General features: G+C 28.5%; 21 protein-coding genes. 6 read left to right on the top strand and 15 right to left on the bottom strand.

Translation table 4 applies throughout. The features are described 5' to 3' along the window. Positions 1-89 precede the first annotated feature (89 nt). Positions 90-389: a rhodanese-like domain-containing protein gene (locus tag SAPIS_RS01265; protein ID WP_023789020.1), complete on the top strand. Its 300-nt coding sequence runs from the start codon at positions 90-92 to the stop codon at positions 387-389. 43 nt (positions 390-432) lie between these two features. On the opposite strand, the gene SAPIS_RS01260 is transcribed toward SAPIS_RS01265, so the two are convergent. After that, positions 433-795: a hypothetical protein gene (locus SAPIS_RS01260; RefSeq protein WP_023789019.1), complete on the bottom strand. Its 363-nt coding sequence runs from the start codon at positions 793-795 to the stop codon at positions 433-435. Beyond that, positions 795-1,598 (bottom strand): NAD(+)/NADH kinase, encoded by an 804-nt coding sequence (locus SAPIS_RS01255; RefSeq protein ID WP_023789018.1) that lies wholly within the window; start codon positions 1,596-1,598, stop codon positions 795-797. Before SAPIS_RS01255 ends, SAPIS_RS01260 begins: the two co-directional genes overlap by 1 nt. A gap of 92 nt (positions 1,599-1,690) precedes the next feature. On the opposite strand from SAPIS_RS01255, the gene trpS reads away from it, so the two are divergent. Continuing rightward, a complete protein-coding gene (trpS, locus tag SAPIS_RS01250) occupies positions 1,691-2,704 on the top strand; it encodes a tryptophan--tRNA ligase (RefSeq protein ID WP_023789017.1) in 1,014 nt (337 codons plus the stop codon). A gap of 104 nt (positions 2,705-2,808) precedes the next feature. Here the strand turns inward: trpS and SAPIS_RS01245 are convergent, their stop codons facing one another. The 13 genes from SAPIS_RS01245 to SAPIS_RS01185 all read right to left on the bottom strand — a co-directional run bounded on the left by SAPIS_RS01245 (position 2,809) and on the right by SAPIS_RS01185 (position 15,799). Beyond that, positions 2,809-5,667, bottom strand: coding sequence for a UvrD-helicase domain-containing protein (locus tag SAPIS_RS01245; RefSeq protein WP_023789016.1), 2,859 nt, complete (start codon positions 5,665-5,667; stop codon positions 2,809-2,811). Between the two features lie 385 nt (positions 5,668-6,052). Next, complete coding sequence (locus SAPIS_RS01240; RefSeq protein ID WP_023789015.1) at positions 6,053-6,307, bottom strand: hypothetical protein; 255 nt, start codon at positions 6,305-6,307, stop codon at positions 6,053-6,055. Between the two features lie 47 nt (positions 6,308-6,354). Then, positions 6,355-6,699, bottom strand: a complete 345-nt coding sequence (locus tag SAPIS_RS01235; RefSeq protein WP_023789014.1) for a hypothetical protein — start codon at positions 6,697-6,699, stop codon at positions 6,355-6,357. A gap of 54 nt (positions 6,700-6,753) precedes the next feature. Next, positions 6,754-7,119, bottom strand: coding sequence for a 50S ribosomal protein L20 (gene rplT / locus SAPIS_RS01230; protein ID WP_023789013.1), 366 nt, complete (start codon positions 7,117-7,119; stop codon positions 6,754-6,756). 17 nt (positions 7,120-7,136) lie between these two features. Further along, positions 7,137-7,331, bottom strand: coding sequence for a 50S ribosomal protein L35 (gene rpmI, locus SAPIS_RS01225; RefSeq protein WP_023789012.1), 195 nt, complete (start codon positions 7,329-7,331; stop codon positions 7,137-7,139). A gap of 19 nt (positions 7,332-7,350) precedes the next feature. Continuing rightward, complete coding sequence (infC, locus tag SAPIS_RS01220; protein WP_023789011.1) at positions 7,351-7,881, bottom strand: translation initiation factor IF-3; 531 nt, start codon at positions 7,879-7,881, stop codon at positions 7,351-7,353. Positions 7,882-8,297: 416 nt separating this feature from the next. Further along, a complete protein-coding gene (argS, locus tag SAPIS_RS01215; protein WP_023789010.1) occupies positions 8,298-9,959 on the bottom strand; it encodes an arginine--tRNA ligase in 1,662 nt (553 codons plus the stop codon). A 160-nt stretch (positions 9,960-10,119) separates the two neighbouring features. Beyond that, positions 10,120-11,049 carry a carbamate kinase gene (gene arcC, locus SAPIS_RS01210; RefSeq protein ID WP_023789009.1) on the bottom strand — a complete coding sequence of 310 codons (930 nt, stop codon included), beginning with the start codon at positions 11,047-11,049 and terminating at the stop codon, positions 10,120-10,122. Positions 11,050-11,059: 10 nt separating this feature from the next. Continuing rightward, the gene (locus SAPIS_RS01205) at positions 11,060-12,553 is read right to left on the bottom strand and encodes a YfcC family protein (RefSeq protein WP_023789008.1); all 1,494 of its coding nucleotides are present in this window, start codon (positions 12,551-12,553) and stop codon (positions 11,060-11,062) included. 44 nt (positions 12,554-12,597) lie between these two features. Next, entirely contained in the window at positions 12,598-13,593 is a 996-nt protein-coding gene (gene argF / locus SAPIS_RS01200; protein WP_041612670.1) for an ornithine carbamoyltransferase, read from the bottom strand. 10 nt (positions 13,594-13,603) lie between these two features. After that, positions 13,604-14,782 carry an arginine deiminase gene (locus SAPIS_RS01195; protein WP_023789006.1) on the bottom strand — a complete coding sequence of 393 codons (1,179 nt, stop codon included), beginning with the start codon at positions 14,780-14,782 and terminating at the stop codon, positions 13,604-13,606. 130 nt (positions 14,783-14,912) lie between these two features. Next, a complete protein-coding gene (locus SAPIS_RS01190; protein WP_023789005.1) occupies positions 14,913-15,587 on the bottom strand; it encodes a phage minor capsid protein in 675 nt (224 codons plus the stop codon). Between the two features lie 2 nt (positions 15,588-15,589). After that, on the bottom strand, positions 15,590-15,799 hold the full coding sequence (locus SAPIS_RS01185; RefSeq protein ID WP_023789004.1) for a hypothetical protein: 210 nt from the start codon (positions 15,797-15,799) through the stop codon (positions 15,590-15,592). A 227-nt stretch (positions 15,800-16,026) separates the two neighbouring features. Here SAPIS_RS01185 and SAPIS_RS01180 point away from each other — a divergent pair, with 227 nt between their 5' ends. From SAPIS_RS01180 to SAPIS_RS01165, 4 genes are all read left to right on the top strand, one after another. Further along, positions 16,027-16,821 carry a hypothetical protein gene (locus SAPIS_RS01180; protein ID WP_023789003.1) on the top strand — a complete coding sequence of 265 codons (795 nt, stop codon included), beginning with the start codon at positions 16,027-16,029 and terminating at the stop codon, positions 16,819-16,821. Between the two features lie 384 nt (positions 16,822-17,205). Then, positions 17,206-17,694, top strand: coding sequence for a hypothetical protein (locus tag SAPIS_RS01175; protein WP_023789002.1), 489 nt, complete (start codon positions 17,206-17,208; stop codon positions 17,692-17,694). Further along, positions 17,684-18,004: a hypothetical protein gene (locus SAPIS_RS01170; RefSeq protein WP_166484594.1), complete on the top strand. Its 321-nt coding sequence runs from the start codon at positions 17,684-17,686 to the stop codon at positions 18,002-18,004. The genes SAPIS_RS01175 and SAPIS_RS01170 overlap by 11 nt, the downstream gene beginning before the upstream one ends. Before the next feature lie 70 nt (positions 18,005-18,074). Next, on the top strand, positions 18,075-18,398 hold the full coding sequence (locus SAPIS_RS01165; protein ID WP_023789000.1) for a hypothetical protein: 324 nt from the start codon (positions 18,075-18,077) through the stop codon (positions 18,396-18,398).

The following is an 18,398-nucleotide window of genomic DNA, read 5'->3' as shown; positions in this document are numbered from 1 at the left end:
ATTTTGAGTATATAAACATTAAGCAGCGAGACTATACATATTGTTCATTTATTGAATTATAATAATAAGTAGTAACTAAGGAGTTAAGTATGGGAATAAATGTAACTGATTACAATGAAATAAAGGACCAAGTTCTAACAATAGATGTAAGAACGGTTTTAGAAGTGAAAACACTCGCTAAATTAGATTGAGCCGTTAATTATGAGATGAATTATTTACATAGTAATTATGAAGAAATCTTAAAAAATCACGAGAATAAGAAAATTATAACTGTTTGTAATGCTGGTAACAGAAGCTCTCAGGCAGCACAATTTTTAAGAGAAAAAGGGTATGACGCCGATTACCTTGATGGTGGTATCTATAGGTATATGAAAATTTTTAAAAAATAAAAAACTTCATCATTAGATAGTAATCTAATAATGAAGTTATATATTAAATTTGATTTGCCAAATCCTTTTTTAATCTTCTATAAAAATTACTAAGATCGAAGCCTTTTATAAATAAGGATACTTTATCATCTTCAATGCTAACTTTTAATCCTAGCTTTTTAAGACTCTTAAGATTAACTAGGGAAGTACTTACCAGTTTTATTTTGTTATTATCATCAATTTCTTCAATATTTTCTATTCCACCCAGATATTTTATTATGTTTGGATAAGTGAATGCTGTTTCGATATTTATTAATTTATTTTTTTTAAATTTGATGTTGATTCTTTTAGCAATTGATAAATAAGTAAATAGCATTAAGGCTAATATTATAAAAGTAAATGTTATCAGAATTGTTGTAAGATCCATTAAATCACTTTTTCCTTATCTTTAATAAATATATCTCTTAGAACTTTGATTTCACTTTGTTCTTTTTCACATTGGTGGCTGATTACACTTACTTTAATATCACTTACTTTAATCGAGATTTGTTTGTCGATTAACTTTATGACTTGAGTATCGCATATCAAAAGTTCATTGATACTCTCTAATTTCAAATTAAGCTTATAACTGTTGTTTAATATTATTGGAGAATTGAGTGTTCTGAATTTATTGGTGCTTATAGGGACAAGTTCTTGTAATTGATATAACATTTGATTTTTAGGTAAAATTACAGCTCCACCCGTTGATTTTATATACCCTGTACTTCCATTTGAAGTAGATATTACAAGACCTGTTCCATGAAAGGTTTCTAAATAATCGTTATTGATAAAAATATCTATATAAAGTGCTGTTCGCTCATTTAATATTTTTATCTCATTCGTTGCATAGAAACGATTCTGACCGTTTTTGATTTCTAAAACTTCATATTCATAAATACTATAAGTTTCTTCCTCAATCATTTCCAGTATTTGTTCAAAGTCATCAACTCTATTTTTGTTGGTATAAAAACCAATACCCCCTAATTTAAAGGGTATAAACTTTGTTTTCTGTAATTGATTTTGATATTTGGCAACAGCTTTCAAAAAGGTACCATCACCCCCGATTACAAAAACGAAATTAGGGTTTGATTCTTCTAAGACTCAACCTTTAAGGTATAACTTTTCGATAAGTTCCTTACTTAGTTTTATAGTAGAATCATAATCATTTTTAACAACATTGAATTTGAACATAAATACCGCCCTTTCCATTAATTTTACTTATTTATTTTATAAAAATAAATAAATTGTATAATTAGTTATGTAAAACTTTAAGGAGTATTAAAATGAATAAAAAAAGAATGATATCTGGTATAACCACAACCGGTCAAATGACATTAGGAAATTATATAGGTGCTATGAAGAATTTTGTAGATCTTCAAGAAGAGTTTGAAATGTTTGTATTTGTTGCTAATTTACACGGTATTACTACACCGATTGACAAAGCGACATTAAGAAATAATATTAAAAGTATGGTGGCGCTTTATTTTGCTTGCGGTATGGATCCTGAAAAATCAACAATATTTTTGCAAAGTGATGTCCTTGAACACACTCAATTAGGTTGAATATTGACTTGTAATACAACATTAGGAGAACTACAAAGAATGACACAATTCAAGGATAAAGCTTCTAAGGTCAAATCAGATAATGGTACAGAGTTTGTTCCAACAGGTTTGTTGACATATCCAACATTGATGGCTGCTGATATATTGCTTTATGATGCAGAACTAGTTCCAGTTGGTAAAGATCAAAAACAGCATATTGAGTTAACAAGAAACATTGCCGAAAGAATGAATAACAAGTTTGGAGAAATGTTTACATTACCTGGTGAATATACGCCAAAAATAGGTTCCAAAATAATGGATTTACAGGATCCAACTAAAAAAATGTCTAAATCAAGCACAAACCCTAAAAGTTATATTGCTTTGTTAGATGATTTGGAAGTTGTTAAAAACAAGATTAAATCAGCTGTGACTGACTCTGAGAATATCATCCGTTATGACCCAGAAAATAAACCCGGAGTAAGTAATCTTTTGACAATATATTCATCTTTAACAAATAAAGATATTGAAGAAACAGAAAACTATTTTAAAGGCAAAGATTATGGTGTATTGAAAAACGAAGTTACTTCTGTTGTTGTTGATTTACTTAAAAATATACAAGACAGGTACAAACAATTGCTTAACTCTAAAGAAGTGGAAGAATGACTGGAACAAGGTGCTCAAAAAGCAACTTCAATTGCAAGTAGAAAAATGAATAAGGTGTTAAACCTTGTTGGGTTAAGTTACAAAAGAAAATAATTAGTATTTCTTTAAATATAATAATTTTATGATAATGAGCATAATAAAAAAACTATCGAGATTTCGATAGTTTTTTGTTTGAAAGTTTAAAATAATAATTAAAATTATGTTTTTGTTATTCTTTTTTTATTTTTAATACACTTATCTTGAAAGTATTTTAAATGACCGTTTACATTTAAAAAAACCGTTTCTTTCAAGTAAACCCTTAGTTTCATACCTCTTTCAATTGCTAACATAGTTCACTCTTTCATACTTACTGAATTTGCTTGTAATATATCATAAATAACCATCACGTCAGCATAGGCATCATGATGATTGAATTTAATATTAAAATGATTTGCAATTGTATTCAGTTTATGATTTTCTAAGTTTGGCAATAGTTTCTTAAATAATTGTACTGTGCAAACAAATATGAAATCTTTATTGATACGAAGTTGGTTTTTTATAACTGATGAGACATCAAAAGCTGCATTATGTGCATATACCACATAGTCTCCATTAAAATAATCCTTAATATTTTTAAAATATTGTTTTAAAGTTAACTTATCTTTAAACTGTAGCGACCATTCTTGAATTTCCTCAATAGATAACTGGTTTTCTTCATCTCTAACTGAGTTTATAATAAACTCATCAAACCATCAAGGACTGGGTTTCAACCATTCGTTAAAACTTTTTACTATTTTACCGTTTTCAACGACTATCATTGCAAATTGTATAACACCGTACATATTATTGACTGTTTCAAAATCTATAATTACATATTTATCTTCACTCGTTTTTATCATTTCTTTCATAAGTTCTTTATGATTTTTAAATTGTTTACTGAAAGAGAGGTTTATATCAAAACGAGTTTTTTTATTAACTAGTTTATGAAAAACTTTTGTTTGTAATCTTGAGATTACTTCATTTATATAAATTTCAAAATCATCCTGCTTATTGTTTAAACTATTTTTATTTTTTTGTATTTTTATTATCTTGTTAAATAAACTTACTAACTTGGGTTCAATGTAGTTAATATATTCAATTTCGCTTTTTTTCAAGTTAAATAAACAATATTTAAAATCTTTGAATTTTTCTCTTAACTGCTCATCTAAATAAATGATTGTTTTATATAAAATTAGTTGCAACCTATGAATTGGTAAAATTTCTTCAATGAATTTAAACTCTCATATAGTTTTATTTTGGTAATCAACACAATCTATTCGACCTGAATAAGTAATACCATCTTTATGTTTTAGACTTATATTATATTCAAACTCACATTTATTACTCAATAACCCTTTAAAGATTTTCATAGCAGTTTGATTATCTTTTTTCGAGATTCAATCAATTTCTTGAATTTGATTTAGTCTAGAGAAATCTTGGTTATCTATTGCAAACATCAGCAATACTAGTTTTAAAATATTAATTTTCTTTTTTTCATATTCTTCGATTACTTGCATTATCCACTCTTTTTTCTCTTTTAAAAAGTCAAATTTTGGCAATTCCGAGTGAGCGGAGTTTACTATTGATTTGATATTATTGATTATATTGTCTAACTTTTTAACTTTATATACATAATACAAAGGAAAATATACCCCGTTAAATACGGTTAAGTTTTCGTAATATTCTTTATTATTTTGTACAAATTTTTTTGAGTTCGGAATATGTTCTAAAGAGTATCTAGTATTATATTTAATTTTTTTAATATCAAATTTTTCTAACTCCTTATTGAAATGTTCAATTGGTAAAAAACTAAGAAGAGTAGACACACTTTTTTCCGTAACATCATTCTTGAATGATGGTTCAAATTCTAGGTTATTATTTTTGTTTCAAGTTTCTTTGTCTTGTTCAGAAATGTTATATTGTATATATTCTTTCAAATTATTAAAATTTAGGAACTTGAAAGCTTGATTTGAAAAGTGATTGATGACTATCGTTTTTTCTGAACTCCGAGTTAGAGCTACATAATGTAAATTAGTTGGTTTCTTGTGATCTGAATATTTATCATAATGAGAAAAATAGCTATTATCAAAATCAAATATTATCGCTACTTTTCTTTCCCTTCCTTTTGCTTGATGAATTGATGAAAAAACAATTTTGTTCATCAATTCATTATCTACTATATTTTCTTCATCACTAAAAGGTTTATAAATCAAATGCCCTTTATTCGATAGGAAGGTTGCAAAGTTTCCCAAAGGATTCCTAGATGATTTAACCGAGTTAGACAAAATAAAAATATCTTCATCGTTGTATTTATCAAAGATAGGTTTTAAATAATTATAAAGAGAGTTAGTGTCAAAAGCATTTGTTACAAGATAATTGAAACTTCCATCGATTTTTTTATTTGAGTTTATTATTTTCTCATTGTAATACACTTCGTTTATAAAATTTGCACACTCTTTAGTGATTCTAAAGCTTTCACTTAAACTCATTTCTTTCCATTCATAATCATTTATTTCTTTGAATGCATATTCGGCATTAATCAAAAAATTAGGGTTTGAGTTTTTAAACCCATAAATTGATTGCTTTGAGTCTCCTAAAACACAAATTAATGAATGAGAAAATTTTGTTTTCAAAATTTTCATCAAAGGTTCATAAATTAATGGTGTCATATCCTGAACTTCATCCAAGATTATAATATCGCTTTTTTCACCATCAGTTCGAATAGGTTTACTATCAGATTTAATTTTAGCCAATTTTAAGTCATCATCACAAAGAGTGTTAAATCAATAACCCATAAAAGAGTGAAATGTTCTTACCTTAACATTTTTTAGATTTCATAAGTTTATTTTTTCCTTTGTTTCATCAGCTAATCGTTTATTATACGTTAAGATCAAGACTTCTTTCTCTTTGAAAGATTTGGCAATCAACAAACAAGTAGTTGTTTTTCCGCTTCCTGCAACAGCTTCAACGGTAATGTTATAGTGATTTTTGAGATTTTCTATTATGGCTTTTTGTTCTTCGCTAGGATTATGATTCATAAGTAGATTCCATTCTAAGTTCTCTAAAATTATTTTATAATAAAAATGATAACAATAAGTTTAAAAAAATCATTTGAATAAGTTCAAATGATTTTTTCTAAAATGAATAAGGTCAAAAAAACAAAGTATTTTAAAATAAACTTAAAAAGTATAATGCAAAAACAAATACAATAAATAACAAGAAACTTATCTATGTATTTCACGAATTATATTTATGATACAAAAATACTTTGTAAAAGCTATTATCATTTATAAGATGCTCTATACTTTTGTTCTTGTACAATGAAATAATTGTACACATATCAAAGCACATAAATTAAAATTTAATTAGTATGAGCGAAACTTTATCGAGGTTTTCTTGCTTATATAAACACTTGCGGATTTTTTATCTTCAAATATATATCAACGTATCTGCTGTCTCACCACATCCACAGATTCCGCAAATTTCTGATGTTTCTTTAAATTCGCAATAAGCGTTTAAAAGTTCTATACGTCCATTTTCTAATGAGCTTGAAGTTAGTTCACCTTTTTTTACCGCTAATAAAATAGTTTTACCACTATCAAGGGCATTTAAAATAGGTGAAAAATCTCCTTTATCAACTGATGTGATTTTAACTACATTATTTAAATCTTTAGCCATAACTTACTCTCCTCTTAACTATAATATTATAAAATAGTTGAAAATGATTAACTCTCATATTCTTCTTCGTTGAACTTTCATAACAAATAATTAACTTTCTTTAATATTTTCGAACAATTTTGTTTAGGACGATAATCTCTACAAAATGGATGAATTGCAATAAAGTTTTTTTGTTCTAGCGACATCTTTTTAAGGTCAACAAGTTCAATGATTCATCCGAAGTATCCGTATTCAGTATTGTTGAAGTTCTCTTTAATCATATGAAATTTACATATAAAACATAATCTCATTTCGTTTTCATCTTTATTTATTAATTTCGGTGCGTTATTTCAAGCACTCTCAATATCTTCTTTAGTGAATTCAATTGTGTGATCTTCCTTTAAGGTGGCCATAATTTACCTCTTTTCTATAAAATAAAAAGCCTTGTAAAAAGGCTTTTAAAACAACTATTTTTTTTCGTTTAAAGCTTTTTTTGAAGCGTCAACAATAAGTTCAAACTGTTTTGGTTCGTGAATAGCTAATTCTGATAACATTTTTCTATTCATGTCGATACCTGCCAATTTTAGTCCATTAATGAATTTTGAGTAACTTAATCCTAATGGTCTAACAGCAGCATTAATACGTATAATTCATAATTTTCTGAAATCACGTTTTCTTAGTTTACGTCCAACGAACGCATAATGCATTGAACGAACTACTTGTTCGTGTGCTTTCTTATAATTTGCTTTTTTTGTACCATAGTAACCTTTAGCTCTTTTGATTCAACGTTTTCTTCTAGCTCTAGTTACTTTTCCAAATTTAATTCTTGCCATATTTTCTTACCTACCTTTTAGTTTTGTAATAGTCCTTTTAGACGTTTCATGTCTCCTGCTGAAACAAATTGAGCTTTTTTAAGATGTCTTTTTTGTTTTGTTGTTTTATTTTGTGCTAAGTGAGATCTATAAGCTTGACCTCTTTTAAGCTTTCCACTTGCTGTTTTCTTTACTCTTTTAGCCAAAGAGCTTTTTGTTTTCATTTTAGGCATAACTATTTCCCTCCTATATTTAACCTTTTTTAGGCACTACATACATATCTAAGAAACGAATATTTAGTTTCGGCTCTCTTTCGATTTTTGCGATGTCTTCTATTTTTGAAAAAAATTTCTTTAGGGTTTCTTTACCAAAATCTTGGTATGCGATTTCTCTTCCCTTAAATTTGAGTGAGATTTTTACTCTGTCACCAGCTAGTAAAAATTCTCTTGCTTTTCTGGCCTTGGTGTCAATATCATGATCACCTATACCAACTGTTAATCTAATTTCTTTATTTTCGACTTTAACTTGATTTTTTTTATTTTCTCTAGTTTTTCTTTTTTGTTCATATTTGAATTTACCGTAATCTAATATTTTAGCAATTGCTGTTACATTATCTTGATTACCAACTTGAAGTAGATCAAGTCCTTTTTCTTCAGCGATTTTCAAAGCCTCAAACTTATTAATAGGTCCAACCCTTGAACCATCTTCATTTATAATAAGAATTTGTTTCGCTCTAATTTCACGATTTACAAATTCTGTTTTCACATTTCTATTGTCTGCCATTCTTCCTCCAAAAAAAAGTGTGCCTTAAAAGATTAGGAGCACACTATAAATTATTTATTTCTTCACTTAAAATAATAAATAAGTTTTACCGCTTCCTGAAAGTGACGGTGAGCTGCGTGCTTCTTCTTTTAAACCAAAATAATTATAATACATTTTTAGATATATTATTAAAATATTTATATTAAATTTAAAAAATTTTGTAGATTATAAAAAAGTTACAAATCTTTATAGATTATCTTTAAGTTGAAATACAGCAATAAATCATTTTTTTAGTGAATAAAGTGTAAGAAATAGTATATTAATTAGTCATATAAAATTTACTGTGCTAATTTAAACAATAGAACAATAAAAAATACAAGATTGACAATTAAATCTTGTATTTTTTATTTTAAATAGTTATTACAGGTTTTTTTAAACTACATTTCTTTGATAACTTCTATACCAATTAAATTAAATGCATTGCTCAAGACTTGTAAAATACATTTTATTAAAAATACTTTTTGCTTAGATAGAGCAAGATTATTCTCATCAAAAATCTTAGTATCTCCATAATATGAGTGGAATTTTTTTGATAAATTTTGAATAAACTCACATATTATATTGGGTAATCTTGAAGAAGCAGAGTATTCGACAATTCTATTGAAAGAATCCATTAAAATTATCAACTGTTTTTCTTTATCATTTATTTCAAGTTCAGTGTCTAATTCATTGATATCCAGACCCATATCAGCTGCCTTAGTAATTATTTTGTTACATCTTGCTGTTGCATACTGTGCATAATATACAGGGTTAGTAGCATTTTTTTGAACAGCAACATCTAGGTCAAAATCCATATGACTTGAAGGTGTTTTAGAAAGCAACATATATCTTACTGCATCTTTACCAACCATTTCAATCAGATCTATTAGCCAAACCGCTGTCCCTTTTCTTTTAGACATTTTGTATTCCTGACCATCTTTCATCAATCTAACCATTTGGATCATATCGATGCTTAATATGTCTTTTTTGTTTCCTAAAAGTGATAGACCAGCATTCATTCTTGAAATATAACCATGATGGTCACCACCCCAAAAGTTAACGTACTTATCAGCACCCGATCTTTCTATTCTTACTTGATGACATGCAAGATCAGGTGTTATATATGTGTAGTCACCATTAGATTTGACTAAAACTCTATCTTTATCATCGCCATACTCAGTGGTTTTTAATCATAAAGCTCCGTCAAGTTCATAAGTCTTTCCTTTTTCTTTGTATATACTTAGAACATGTTCAATTCCATTACTTGAGTACATTTCAGCTTCACTCGTATACAATTGAATTTCTACACCAAACTGAATAAGTTGTTTTTTAATTTCACGCATAAAAATTTCGATCGATTCTTTTTTAAATAACTCATGTGTTTCAGGATCAGAAATCTTATTATCCTTGAAAGTTAAATCTTTAAATTTATCTCCGTGCTTTTCTAAAAAAGCTTTTGCTACTTCGATATACATATCCCCACCATACATCTCTTCTGGTTTTTCAATATTTTGTCCTAACAACAATTTATAGTGGTAAAACAATGTTACTGCAGACACATTTATTTGATTCCCCGCATCATTTGTATAGTATTCTGTTTCAACATCATAACCAGCAAATCTTAATATTCGTGCAACTGAGTCTCCTATTGCACCATTTCTTGCATGACCAACATGTAAATATCCTGTCGGGTTTGCAGAAACTAATTCTAAGTTGTACTTGAAATTTTTTCTTTCAGAAGAACCAAAAGCTTCTTTTTCTTTATTTATGGCATTTAAAACCTTAAATGTAATTTTTTCATTAATAGTCATATTGATAAATCCTGGGCCAGCGACTTCAACTTTATCAAATATTTTATTTTTAGATAATTCAGTGGTAATTTTATTAGCTAATTCTATTGGGTTTGAGTTGTTTAACTTTGAGTTAATCATTGCAAAATTAGATGAAAAATCTCCGTTACTTCCTTCTCTTGGTCTTTCAATTAAAACTTCTCCCTCAAGATTATTATTACTTATGATATCTTTGAAAATACTTTCAATTTCTTTTACAATAATGCTCATAGTTTATCTTCCCTTCTCAGTATATATTTTTACACTAAATTCACTTTGGATACACAGTAAATTATACCTTATTAAATTGCCTGTTTTATTGACTTAATTAAATATAATTTATCTTTAATCTTAAATAGTAATAAAAATAGACACGCTTGTGTCTATTTTTTTATATAGTGAATGTTGTTCCACTAGTTCCTTCGATAACTTGGTTCGCCTTTTCAAGTGACCCAATAATAGCATCTTTTTTTGTTCTTTCAACAAAAGATAATGCTGCCTCAACTTTTGGTAGCATACTACCAGCAGCGAAGTGTTTTTGTTCAACTAAGTCTTTTGCTATTGCCAACGGTGTCTTGAATAATACTTCTTGGTCTTCTTTTCCGAAATTAATCATCACATTATCAACAGCTGTTAGAATAATTAACTTATCAGCATCTATTATTTCAGCTATTTTGGCAGCCGCAAAGTCTTTATCAATAACAGCAGGAATACCAAGATATCGATCATCTTGCTCAATTACAGGTATCCCACCACCTCCAGCAGCAATGGTAATAATATTATTATCTAAAAAATTGGATATACAAGTTTTTTCCAATATGTCAATTGGTTTTGGTGACGGTACAACCCTACGTCATCCTCTACCAGCATCTTCTTTCATTGTTCATTTGTTTTCAACTTGTAAATGTGCGGCTTCGCTTTCTGAGTAAAAATTTCCTATTGGTTTACTTGGGTAGTCAAATGCAACATCTTTTTTATCGACTACTGTCTGGGTTATTATTGTTGCAACTTCTCCTTTTAACTTTCTAATTTTCAATTCATTTACGATTGCGTTCTGTAGATGATAACCAATATAACCTTGACTCATACTACCACATTCTGGAAAATCAACCATAGGAGATGAATCCAAAACTTTATGAGCAGAATCAAAGGCTAAATTTATCATTCCAACCTGTGGACCATTACCATGAACTATCACTATTTTATTTCCTTTTTCATACATATTTACTATATTTTTTGCTGTAAGTTTCACTATTTCTTTTTGTTCTTGTGGGCTATTGCCTAAGGCATTACCACCAACTGCTACAACTATTTTTTGCATAATTACCCCTTTAGAATATTGTTCCGGCAGGAAGCAATGACCCCAAACCTAACATTATTATTGATAAACCAGCTGTTAGTGCAATATATATTCAAGAACCTTTTATGAACTTACCATAATCTATTCTAGCTATACCAAGAGACCCCATAACAACTCCGGAAGTCGGAGTAAATAGATTAAGAACCCCACTAGCAAATGAAAATGCTAGAATTGATCCAGAACCTGCTCCAACACTTGTTGCTAAAGGACCTCATATTGGAAAGATTGCTGCTGCAAATCCGGAAGTTGACGGAATTAAGAATGAAAGTGGCAGGAAAATTAAGAAGGAAACAATAACAAATCCTGATTTATTCATTCCACCCATACCATCACTTAAAGTTTTAATTATGAAACCATTCATTTGAGTAGCTTCTAAAATTACACCAACACCAGCAGCAGTTGCTATGATCAAACAAACACCTAAAAGGTCTTTTGTTCCGTCAATGTATCTTTCTACAAAGTCTTTTTCACCTCTTCAATTTAGAAATCCTATAAATAATGCCGCAATTAAGAAGAAAGTTGCAACCTCAACTAAATAACCCGAACCAAATCCAGGTATTAATGCGGTTAATCAAGGAATATGTTTATTCATTCAATCCCCCGCACCTTTAGCATCAGCACCTTTTATAAGACTGTCCCATCCTACAAGATAAAGAACCATAAGTATAAATGTTATAGCAAATACAACCAGGGAAAGGATTCTTTTTCAGTTAAATGGAACTTCTTCTTGTTTTTCTCCTAGGAAAAAAACTTTGTCCCCTTCATAAGTTGAAAAAGTCACTGACTTTTGTGGATTTTTTTTAACTCTGCTAGCATATCACATTACATAACCAACACCAACAGCTGTAAATACTATTCAAGAGATTCAACGAAATGCCATACCATCTCCTGATTTTAAATTACCTGATGATTCTGCCAATGCAATAACAAACGGGTTAACTGTAGAAGCTAAAACTCCTGTTCCAGCTCCAAAAAGTACTATCATTAATCCCGTAAATTTATCAAATCCAGTTGATAACATTAAAGGTATTAGTATCATATAAAATCCTAAAGACTCTTCTGCCATTCCATAAGTAGACCCACAAAAACTAAAGAAAGTCATTAGTATTGGAATCAACCAAATTGAGTTTTTACTAAACTTTTTAGCTAAACTTTGTGTGAATGCATCTAATGCTTTTGATTCCATTAAGACAAGAATAAAACCACCTAATGCTAATATGAATATTATTACTTCGGCTTTGTTTACAAAACCTTTCATCACTGAATAAAAGACATCTAAAACCCCAACTGCTACCAGTTTAGTTTTTTCAACATCTCCATTTTCAAGTACCTTATCATATGAAAGTCCGGCACCCCCTAATATTCAAGAAAGAACTACTATAAACAATATTATAAAAAATAATATAGTAAATGCAGTGGGCATCCTGAACTTTCGTTTTCTTTTTTTGGTATTAATTTCGTCCATATTTAACCTCTTAATAAACCCTTAATTTTTTGAAGGTTTATTATCTATAAGCCAATCATAGCTACCATTATGGCTTTAATAGAATGAATTCTATTCTCTGCCTCTTCGAAAACTAATGATCTTTTTGATTCAAATACTTCATTTGTTACTTCCATCTCGGTAAGACCAAACTTATCAAAAACTTTTTGACCAATTTCTGTGTTCAGATCGTGAAATGCAGGAAGACAATGTAAGAATATAGCATCTTTATTTGTATTTTTAAACATCTCGCTTTTAACTTGATATGGGCTCAACAATTTAATTCTCTCTTCTCAAACCTCATCGGGTTCACCCATAGAGACTCACACATCAGTATAAAAAACATCTGCTTTATCGACAGCTTTCATTGGGTCAGCTTCAAACTCGATTTTAGCACCTGTCTCTACACATATCTCTTGACAGCGTTTAACAAGCTCTTTGTCTGGTCACAATTCCTTAGGTGCCGCTGCAACAAAGTGCATACCCATTTTAGCGCAACCAATCATTAGTGAGTTAGCTACGTTATTTCTTGCATCCCCGCAAAAAACAAGTTTTTTACCTTTTAGGGTACCAAATTTTTCAATGATAGTCATAAAATCAGCTAAAATTTGTGTTGGATGATACTTATCTGTTAAACCATTGAAAACAGGTACACCAGAATAATCTCTCAGTGCTTCTACATCACTGTTTTTAAACCCTCTAAATTCAATGGCATCATACATTCTTCCTAACACTCTAGCTGTATCTTGAATTGACTCCTTTTTACCCATTTGTGAACCAGCACTACCTAAATAAGTTACATGAGCTCCTTGGTCCAATGCAGCAACTTCGAATGCACACCTAGTTCTCGTACTATCTTTTTGAAATAGTAAGACCACATTTTTTCCTGTTAACTTAGGTATTTCATTCCCAGCGTATTTCGCTCTTTTTAAATCTCTTGCAAGATCCAAAAGGTATTCAATCTCTCTTGGAGAAAAATCTAAAAGTGTTATTAAACTCTTTCCTTTTAAATTAAGCATTATATATCCTTCCTTATTTATCTCTATGAAGTGGCATTGTCATACATCTTGGCCCACCTCTACCACGAGAAAGTTCGCTACTTGGTATTAAAATAACTTCTACTCCTGCTTTTTCGAGTAGATTTATTGTTACCCAGTTTCTGTCATAAGCAATTACCTTTCCTGGTGCAATTGTTAGAACATTTGTACCATCGTTTCATTGTTCTCTATCAGCTGCAACCGGGTTATCACCACCACATTTAATTAAAATTGGTGGTTTACCGATAAGTTCCTCAAGAACCTCAATAAGAGATTTTGAGACAGTTTTTGTTCCGCATTCAGTAACTTCATAAATTTTGAAAGCTCCTGGGTCATCAAAAATGATTGGGTGAACAATAAATTTGTCATAATCAACATTTGTAAAAACAGTGTCAAGATGCATAAAACTTCTTGATTTTGGTAGTTCTAAAACTAATATTTTTTTATATGATCCTTCTTTAAATAATTTTTTAGAAAGTAATTCAATTGCTTCCATTGAAGTTCTTTGGGAAACACCAATGATCAATGATTCTTCATTTAAAACAAGGACGTCTCCACCTTCTATACTAAACTCATTTTGTCTTTCGTAAAATAAAGGAACTTTATCGGCATAATCTTTGTGATTTTTAAACACAAATTGCGGAAATATTGTTTCTCTATTCCTTGTTTCGCTTCACATTCTGTTCAAAACAACACCATTACCAACAGATGCAAATGGGTCCCTTTGAAATAGTACGTTTGGTAGTGGGTCGGAAATAAATGGATAATCGCTTTTATCTGTTGGTTCTAAATCAATTTTTAGAGTACCTGCAATCATCTCGTTAACCATATCTATATTGCTCATTTGGCATATATAGTTTTTATATTTATCAATTCATTTACCCTCAATCTTAGCTTCTTTTATGAAAGTGTCGATGAACTCGTCCTTAAGTTTGGGATTTTGGTCTAAAGCTTCAGCTACTAAGTTTTCAATATATAAAACTTGAATCTTATTTGCTTTCATTTTAGCAACAAACTCGTCATGCTCTTTTTGAGCAACTTTTAAGAATGGTGTGTCATCAAACAATAATCTTTCTAAGGTGTTCGGTGTTAAGTTTTCTAACTCCTTACCTGGTCTATGTACTAAGACTGTGTTAAGTTTTTTTATTTCGGAAAATACTTGAATTTTACTCATATTCCTTCAACTCCTGTCATTGATATGGTTAACTATCTCCCTTCCCATAAACATAATAAACCTAAAATATAAAAAAAATACTAATATTTGTATTTTAATTAGAAATTATTCTAAGCATAAAAAAAATAACTTACTCTTGTAAGTTATTTGTGAATTTTTCTATGTCCTTGATAGAGGGATTTAATCTTTTTTTGTTAACTACCAAACTGTTTTCCTTGCAATACTTAAGATAATTATTTTCCGCTTCTAAAAGTTGAGATTCTCTTTTTTTTGTATTTTTATCATTATCTATTTTATATTTTATATTTCTAATTTCGTTTTCTAATTTATACATATGTAAAATTATCTTATGATAATTATTTTGTTCTTCTGTAGTGTACTTTTTCTTAGGAATAATAGTATCTCCTTGAAAATAATTGATATCTTTGTGTTTACATCCAACATGATGATAGCCCTTAGAGATTGCTTCACTCATAGTAATATATTTTTTATCATACTTTTCAAGAGAAAGTACTTGATTTTCGAATGGTTGACAAAGTTTACAACAATCCTTTACTTCTGCAACATATATCAAGGATTTCAGTCTAAGCGCTTCTTTTTTTCCAAACCAATTATAAATTCCAAACATAGGTTTATAGTTATCATTTTTATACTTTATTTTTTTATTCTTTGGTTTATTTATTAAATTATTTTTTTGTTTATTCTTTTTACTTAGTTTCTTTCATGGAATAACAAAATATAGTATTACAACACATAATATTATAATGAGGATCACTCATCATTTCAGACTAGATAAATTAAACATATTTAAACATTATCCTCATTAAGTTTTTCATAATACTCCTTGGGATCTATCAGCGAGATTCTTTGTTTATTATTACAAATTGCACATAATCCCTCACGTTGTTCTTCCTTATCAAAATCTAAAGGTATTTCAAAAATAAACTTCGAAAAATCTCAACAGCTTTTACAAAATGTAAAAATATAATTAATATCATCATCAAATATAAATGCCATAAATACTCCTTATAAAAAATAAAATGATTAAATCATTTTATTTAAAACTTTATTTACTAGAGCGAACCCATAAATTTGACACATTTAAAAAACGACAGTAATTTAAAAGACTGTCGTTTTTTTAATCTAAATAGTACTTAATCATTATCTATGTAAATAAGGCCTTTCGTTTCGCCAGATTAAGTACTATTTAGATTAAAAAAATGGTGAAACGAGAGGAAAATATTATGGAAAATTTAAAGTTAATAACTGAAAAACAATTAAAATACATTAATTTAATGTTAGAAGAAGTCAAAAAAACTAAAATAAAACTTGATTTTGAACTACCAACTTTTTCAACTTTAAACTTTTTAAATACAAAACAAGCTAAAGAAATTATTAATAAATTAAGGGGTAATTTACATAAAACAAAATGTAGAGTGATCAATCAAAAACTTTCTTGAAAAACTTTAAGTAATATAACAATAAAAAAAGAGTGAATTATTGACATGCACTATCGTTCAGAAAAAAATGGTAATTCTATTCTTGTCTTAATTCCTGATTATAGAAACAAGCGTTGACTTGAATTAAAATTCCCCAAAGGTGGTAGATTACTAGACAATGAATACGGGACACAAAAGAAAACTGGTCCCTTAACATTTACTCCTAGACCCACTAAAATTCAAAAAAAGGAAATCAAAATGAACGATTTTTTGACATGTGGTGTGAATTTAAGTTGATATGGTCATTTTAGATGAATACCATTTGACTTTGAAAAACGACCAATTTTAGAAGAAAAATTTAGAACTACATTCGAAGACTTTATCGATCTTTTTGAAGAAGCTAACAAACTTTATAAAAAAACATATAATGACAGAGAGAAAAAAATTTTATCTGTAGTTTTAAATTTGGTAAAAATTAAACAAGAAAAAGATATTAAAAATGGTGAAGCTGGAATACATGAGCCAGAAGTTACTGAAACTCCAAAATTAACATCTTTAACAAAATTTAACTGACTTGAAGATTATGAAGATGGTTCTTAGTCTGTAATTAGAAATATATAAATTAGGAGATACATGCGACAAAAAAATGGGTAGGATCCAAAAGTCGCAAAATTATAATAAGTTAACTTTTAAAAAAGTTTTTTTTGCTTTGCAAATAGTTTCCCCATATGATTAGGACAATCCTTTAAATTCGTTAACAAATAAAACATTACTTAACAATATATAACACTAATTAACTTATTGAACAGCAAAAACATGGTTTTTTATAAAGTGATGCTTAAAAATAATATGAAATTTGCTCAAATTTTACAAATATTTACTCGAATTAACTAATTATTTGACCAAAAAATACCTATTATTTATACATTTCTTTTATATAATGTTAAAATCAGTCTAACGAAAGGTCGTAGATTGGATTAATTTATGACGCATAAAAAATCTTTGTTAAGCATCGGTATTGACCCTAGCGGATGCGGAACTACAGGTATTTATATTAAATCAAAATTTTTAAATTACCCTAGAGTTTGAAAAACCCAATTAATAGCAAATTTCCCTTCTGAGGCATTTGATAAAACTTTAAGTTTTATTAATGAAATTAAAAAAAATTTTGAAATAAATATTGATATAGATGTTGTGGTCGTAGAAATACCTCATAAGGGGAAAGAATTATTTAAAGAAATTAAGATGACCAGAGAATTTGTAGGATTACTAAGAAATCACTTTAAATCTAAATTTAAAGGTCATATTCCTTCACATAAAAATAAAGAATTAACAACAAATTTAATTAACAAGTTTGGTAAAAAAAATGAGCATTGAATCCATGCAAGAGCTATTTTGGAAGCACATTTTAATGAAAAAACCCTCAAATTTAAGTGTGAAAATTGAAAGTGAGTTGAAACAAATGCCTGCTAAAAATATAGATAAATCATTACTTGGTGCAGTTTTAACTGTTACTGCAAAAGTGTCACAAATTGAACTTAGAAGCATGGACAAAAACGGTTATTCATCAGATATGATATATATGCGATTAACTTGATCAAACAACTCAATCTTTGTGTACGAAAAAAATCCCCTATTAATTAAAAAAATGAAAAACTTAAAAATAAATGATGTAGTTAAAATTACTGGCATATTTGAAGCAAAATGATTTAAGGGACAAAAATCTTCTATATCGGTAATTGCAGAGAGTCTAAAATATGAAAAATTAGGTGTTTTAAAATAAAAAAAGAATTGTATTGACAATCTTTTTTTTTATGCTAGCAATTATACTATCACTTATTATAGGAGGTATTATGAAAAAATATATTATGACTGACGAATCTGGTGAACCTTTAAAAAATGAAGACGGTTCTTTTATTTATGAAGAAATGGAAGAAAAAACAGATATTAAGGATGAACAACCTATAAAAATTTCTAATAAAGAACTAGAAGAAGAACTCATTAAGAAATTGGAATTGTTAGAATCACAAATTGAAGAGCAATCAGAAGTGATTAAAAAACTAACAAATGTATCAAAACCAATTCAAAAAAATGAAACTTTACAAGATACAAATAAAAAGAAACTTAATTTAGGTTTAAATCTAAAAACAGGAAAATTAATAATTGGAGGAAAATAA

The organism is Spiroplasma apis B31 (assembly GCF_000500935.1).
GTDB classification, from domain to species: Bacteria; Bacillota_I; Bacilli_A; order Mycoplasmatales; family Mycoplasmataceae; genus Spiroplasma_A; species Spiroplasma_A apis.
Note: the sequence above shows the minus strand (reverse complement) of the source record. Positions and strands in the feature narration are given on the sequence as shown.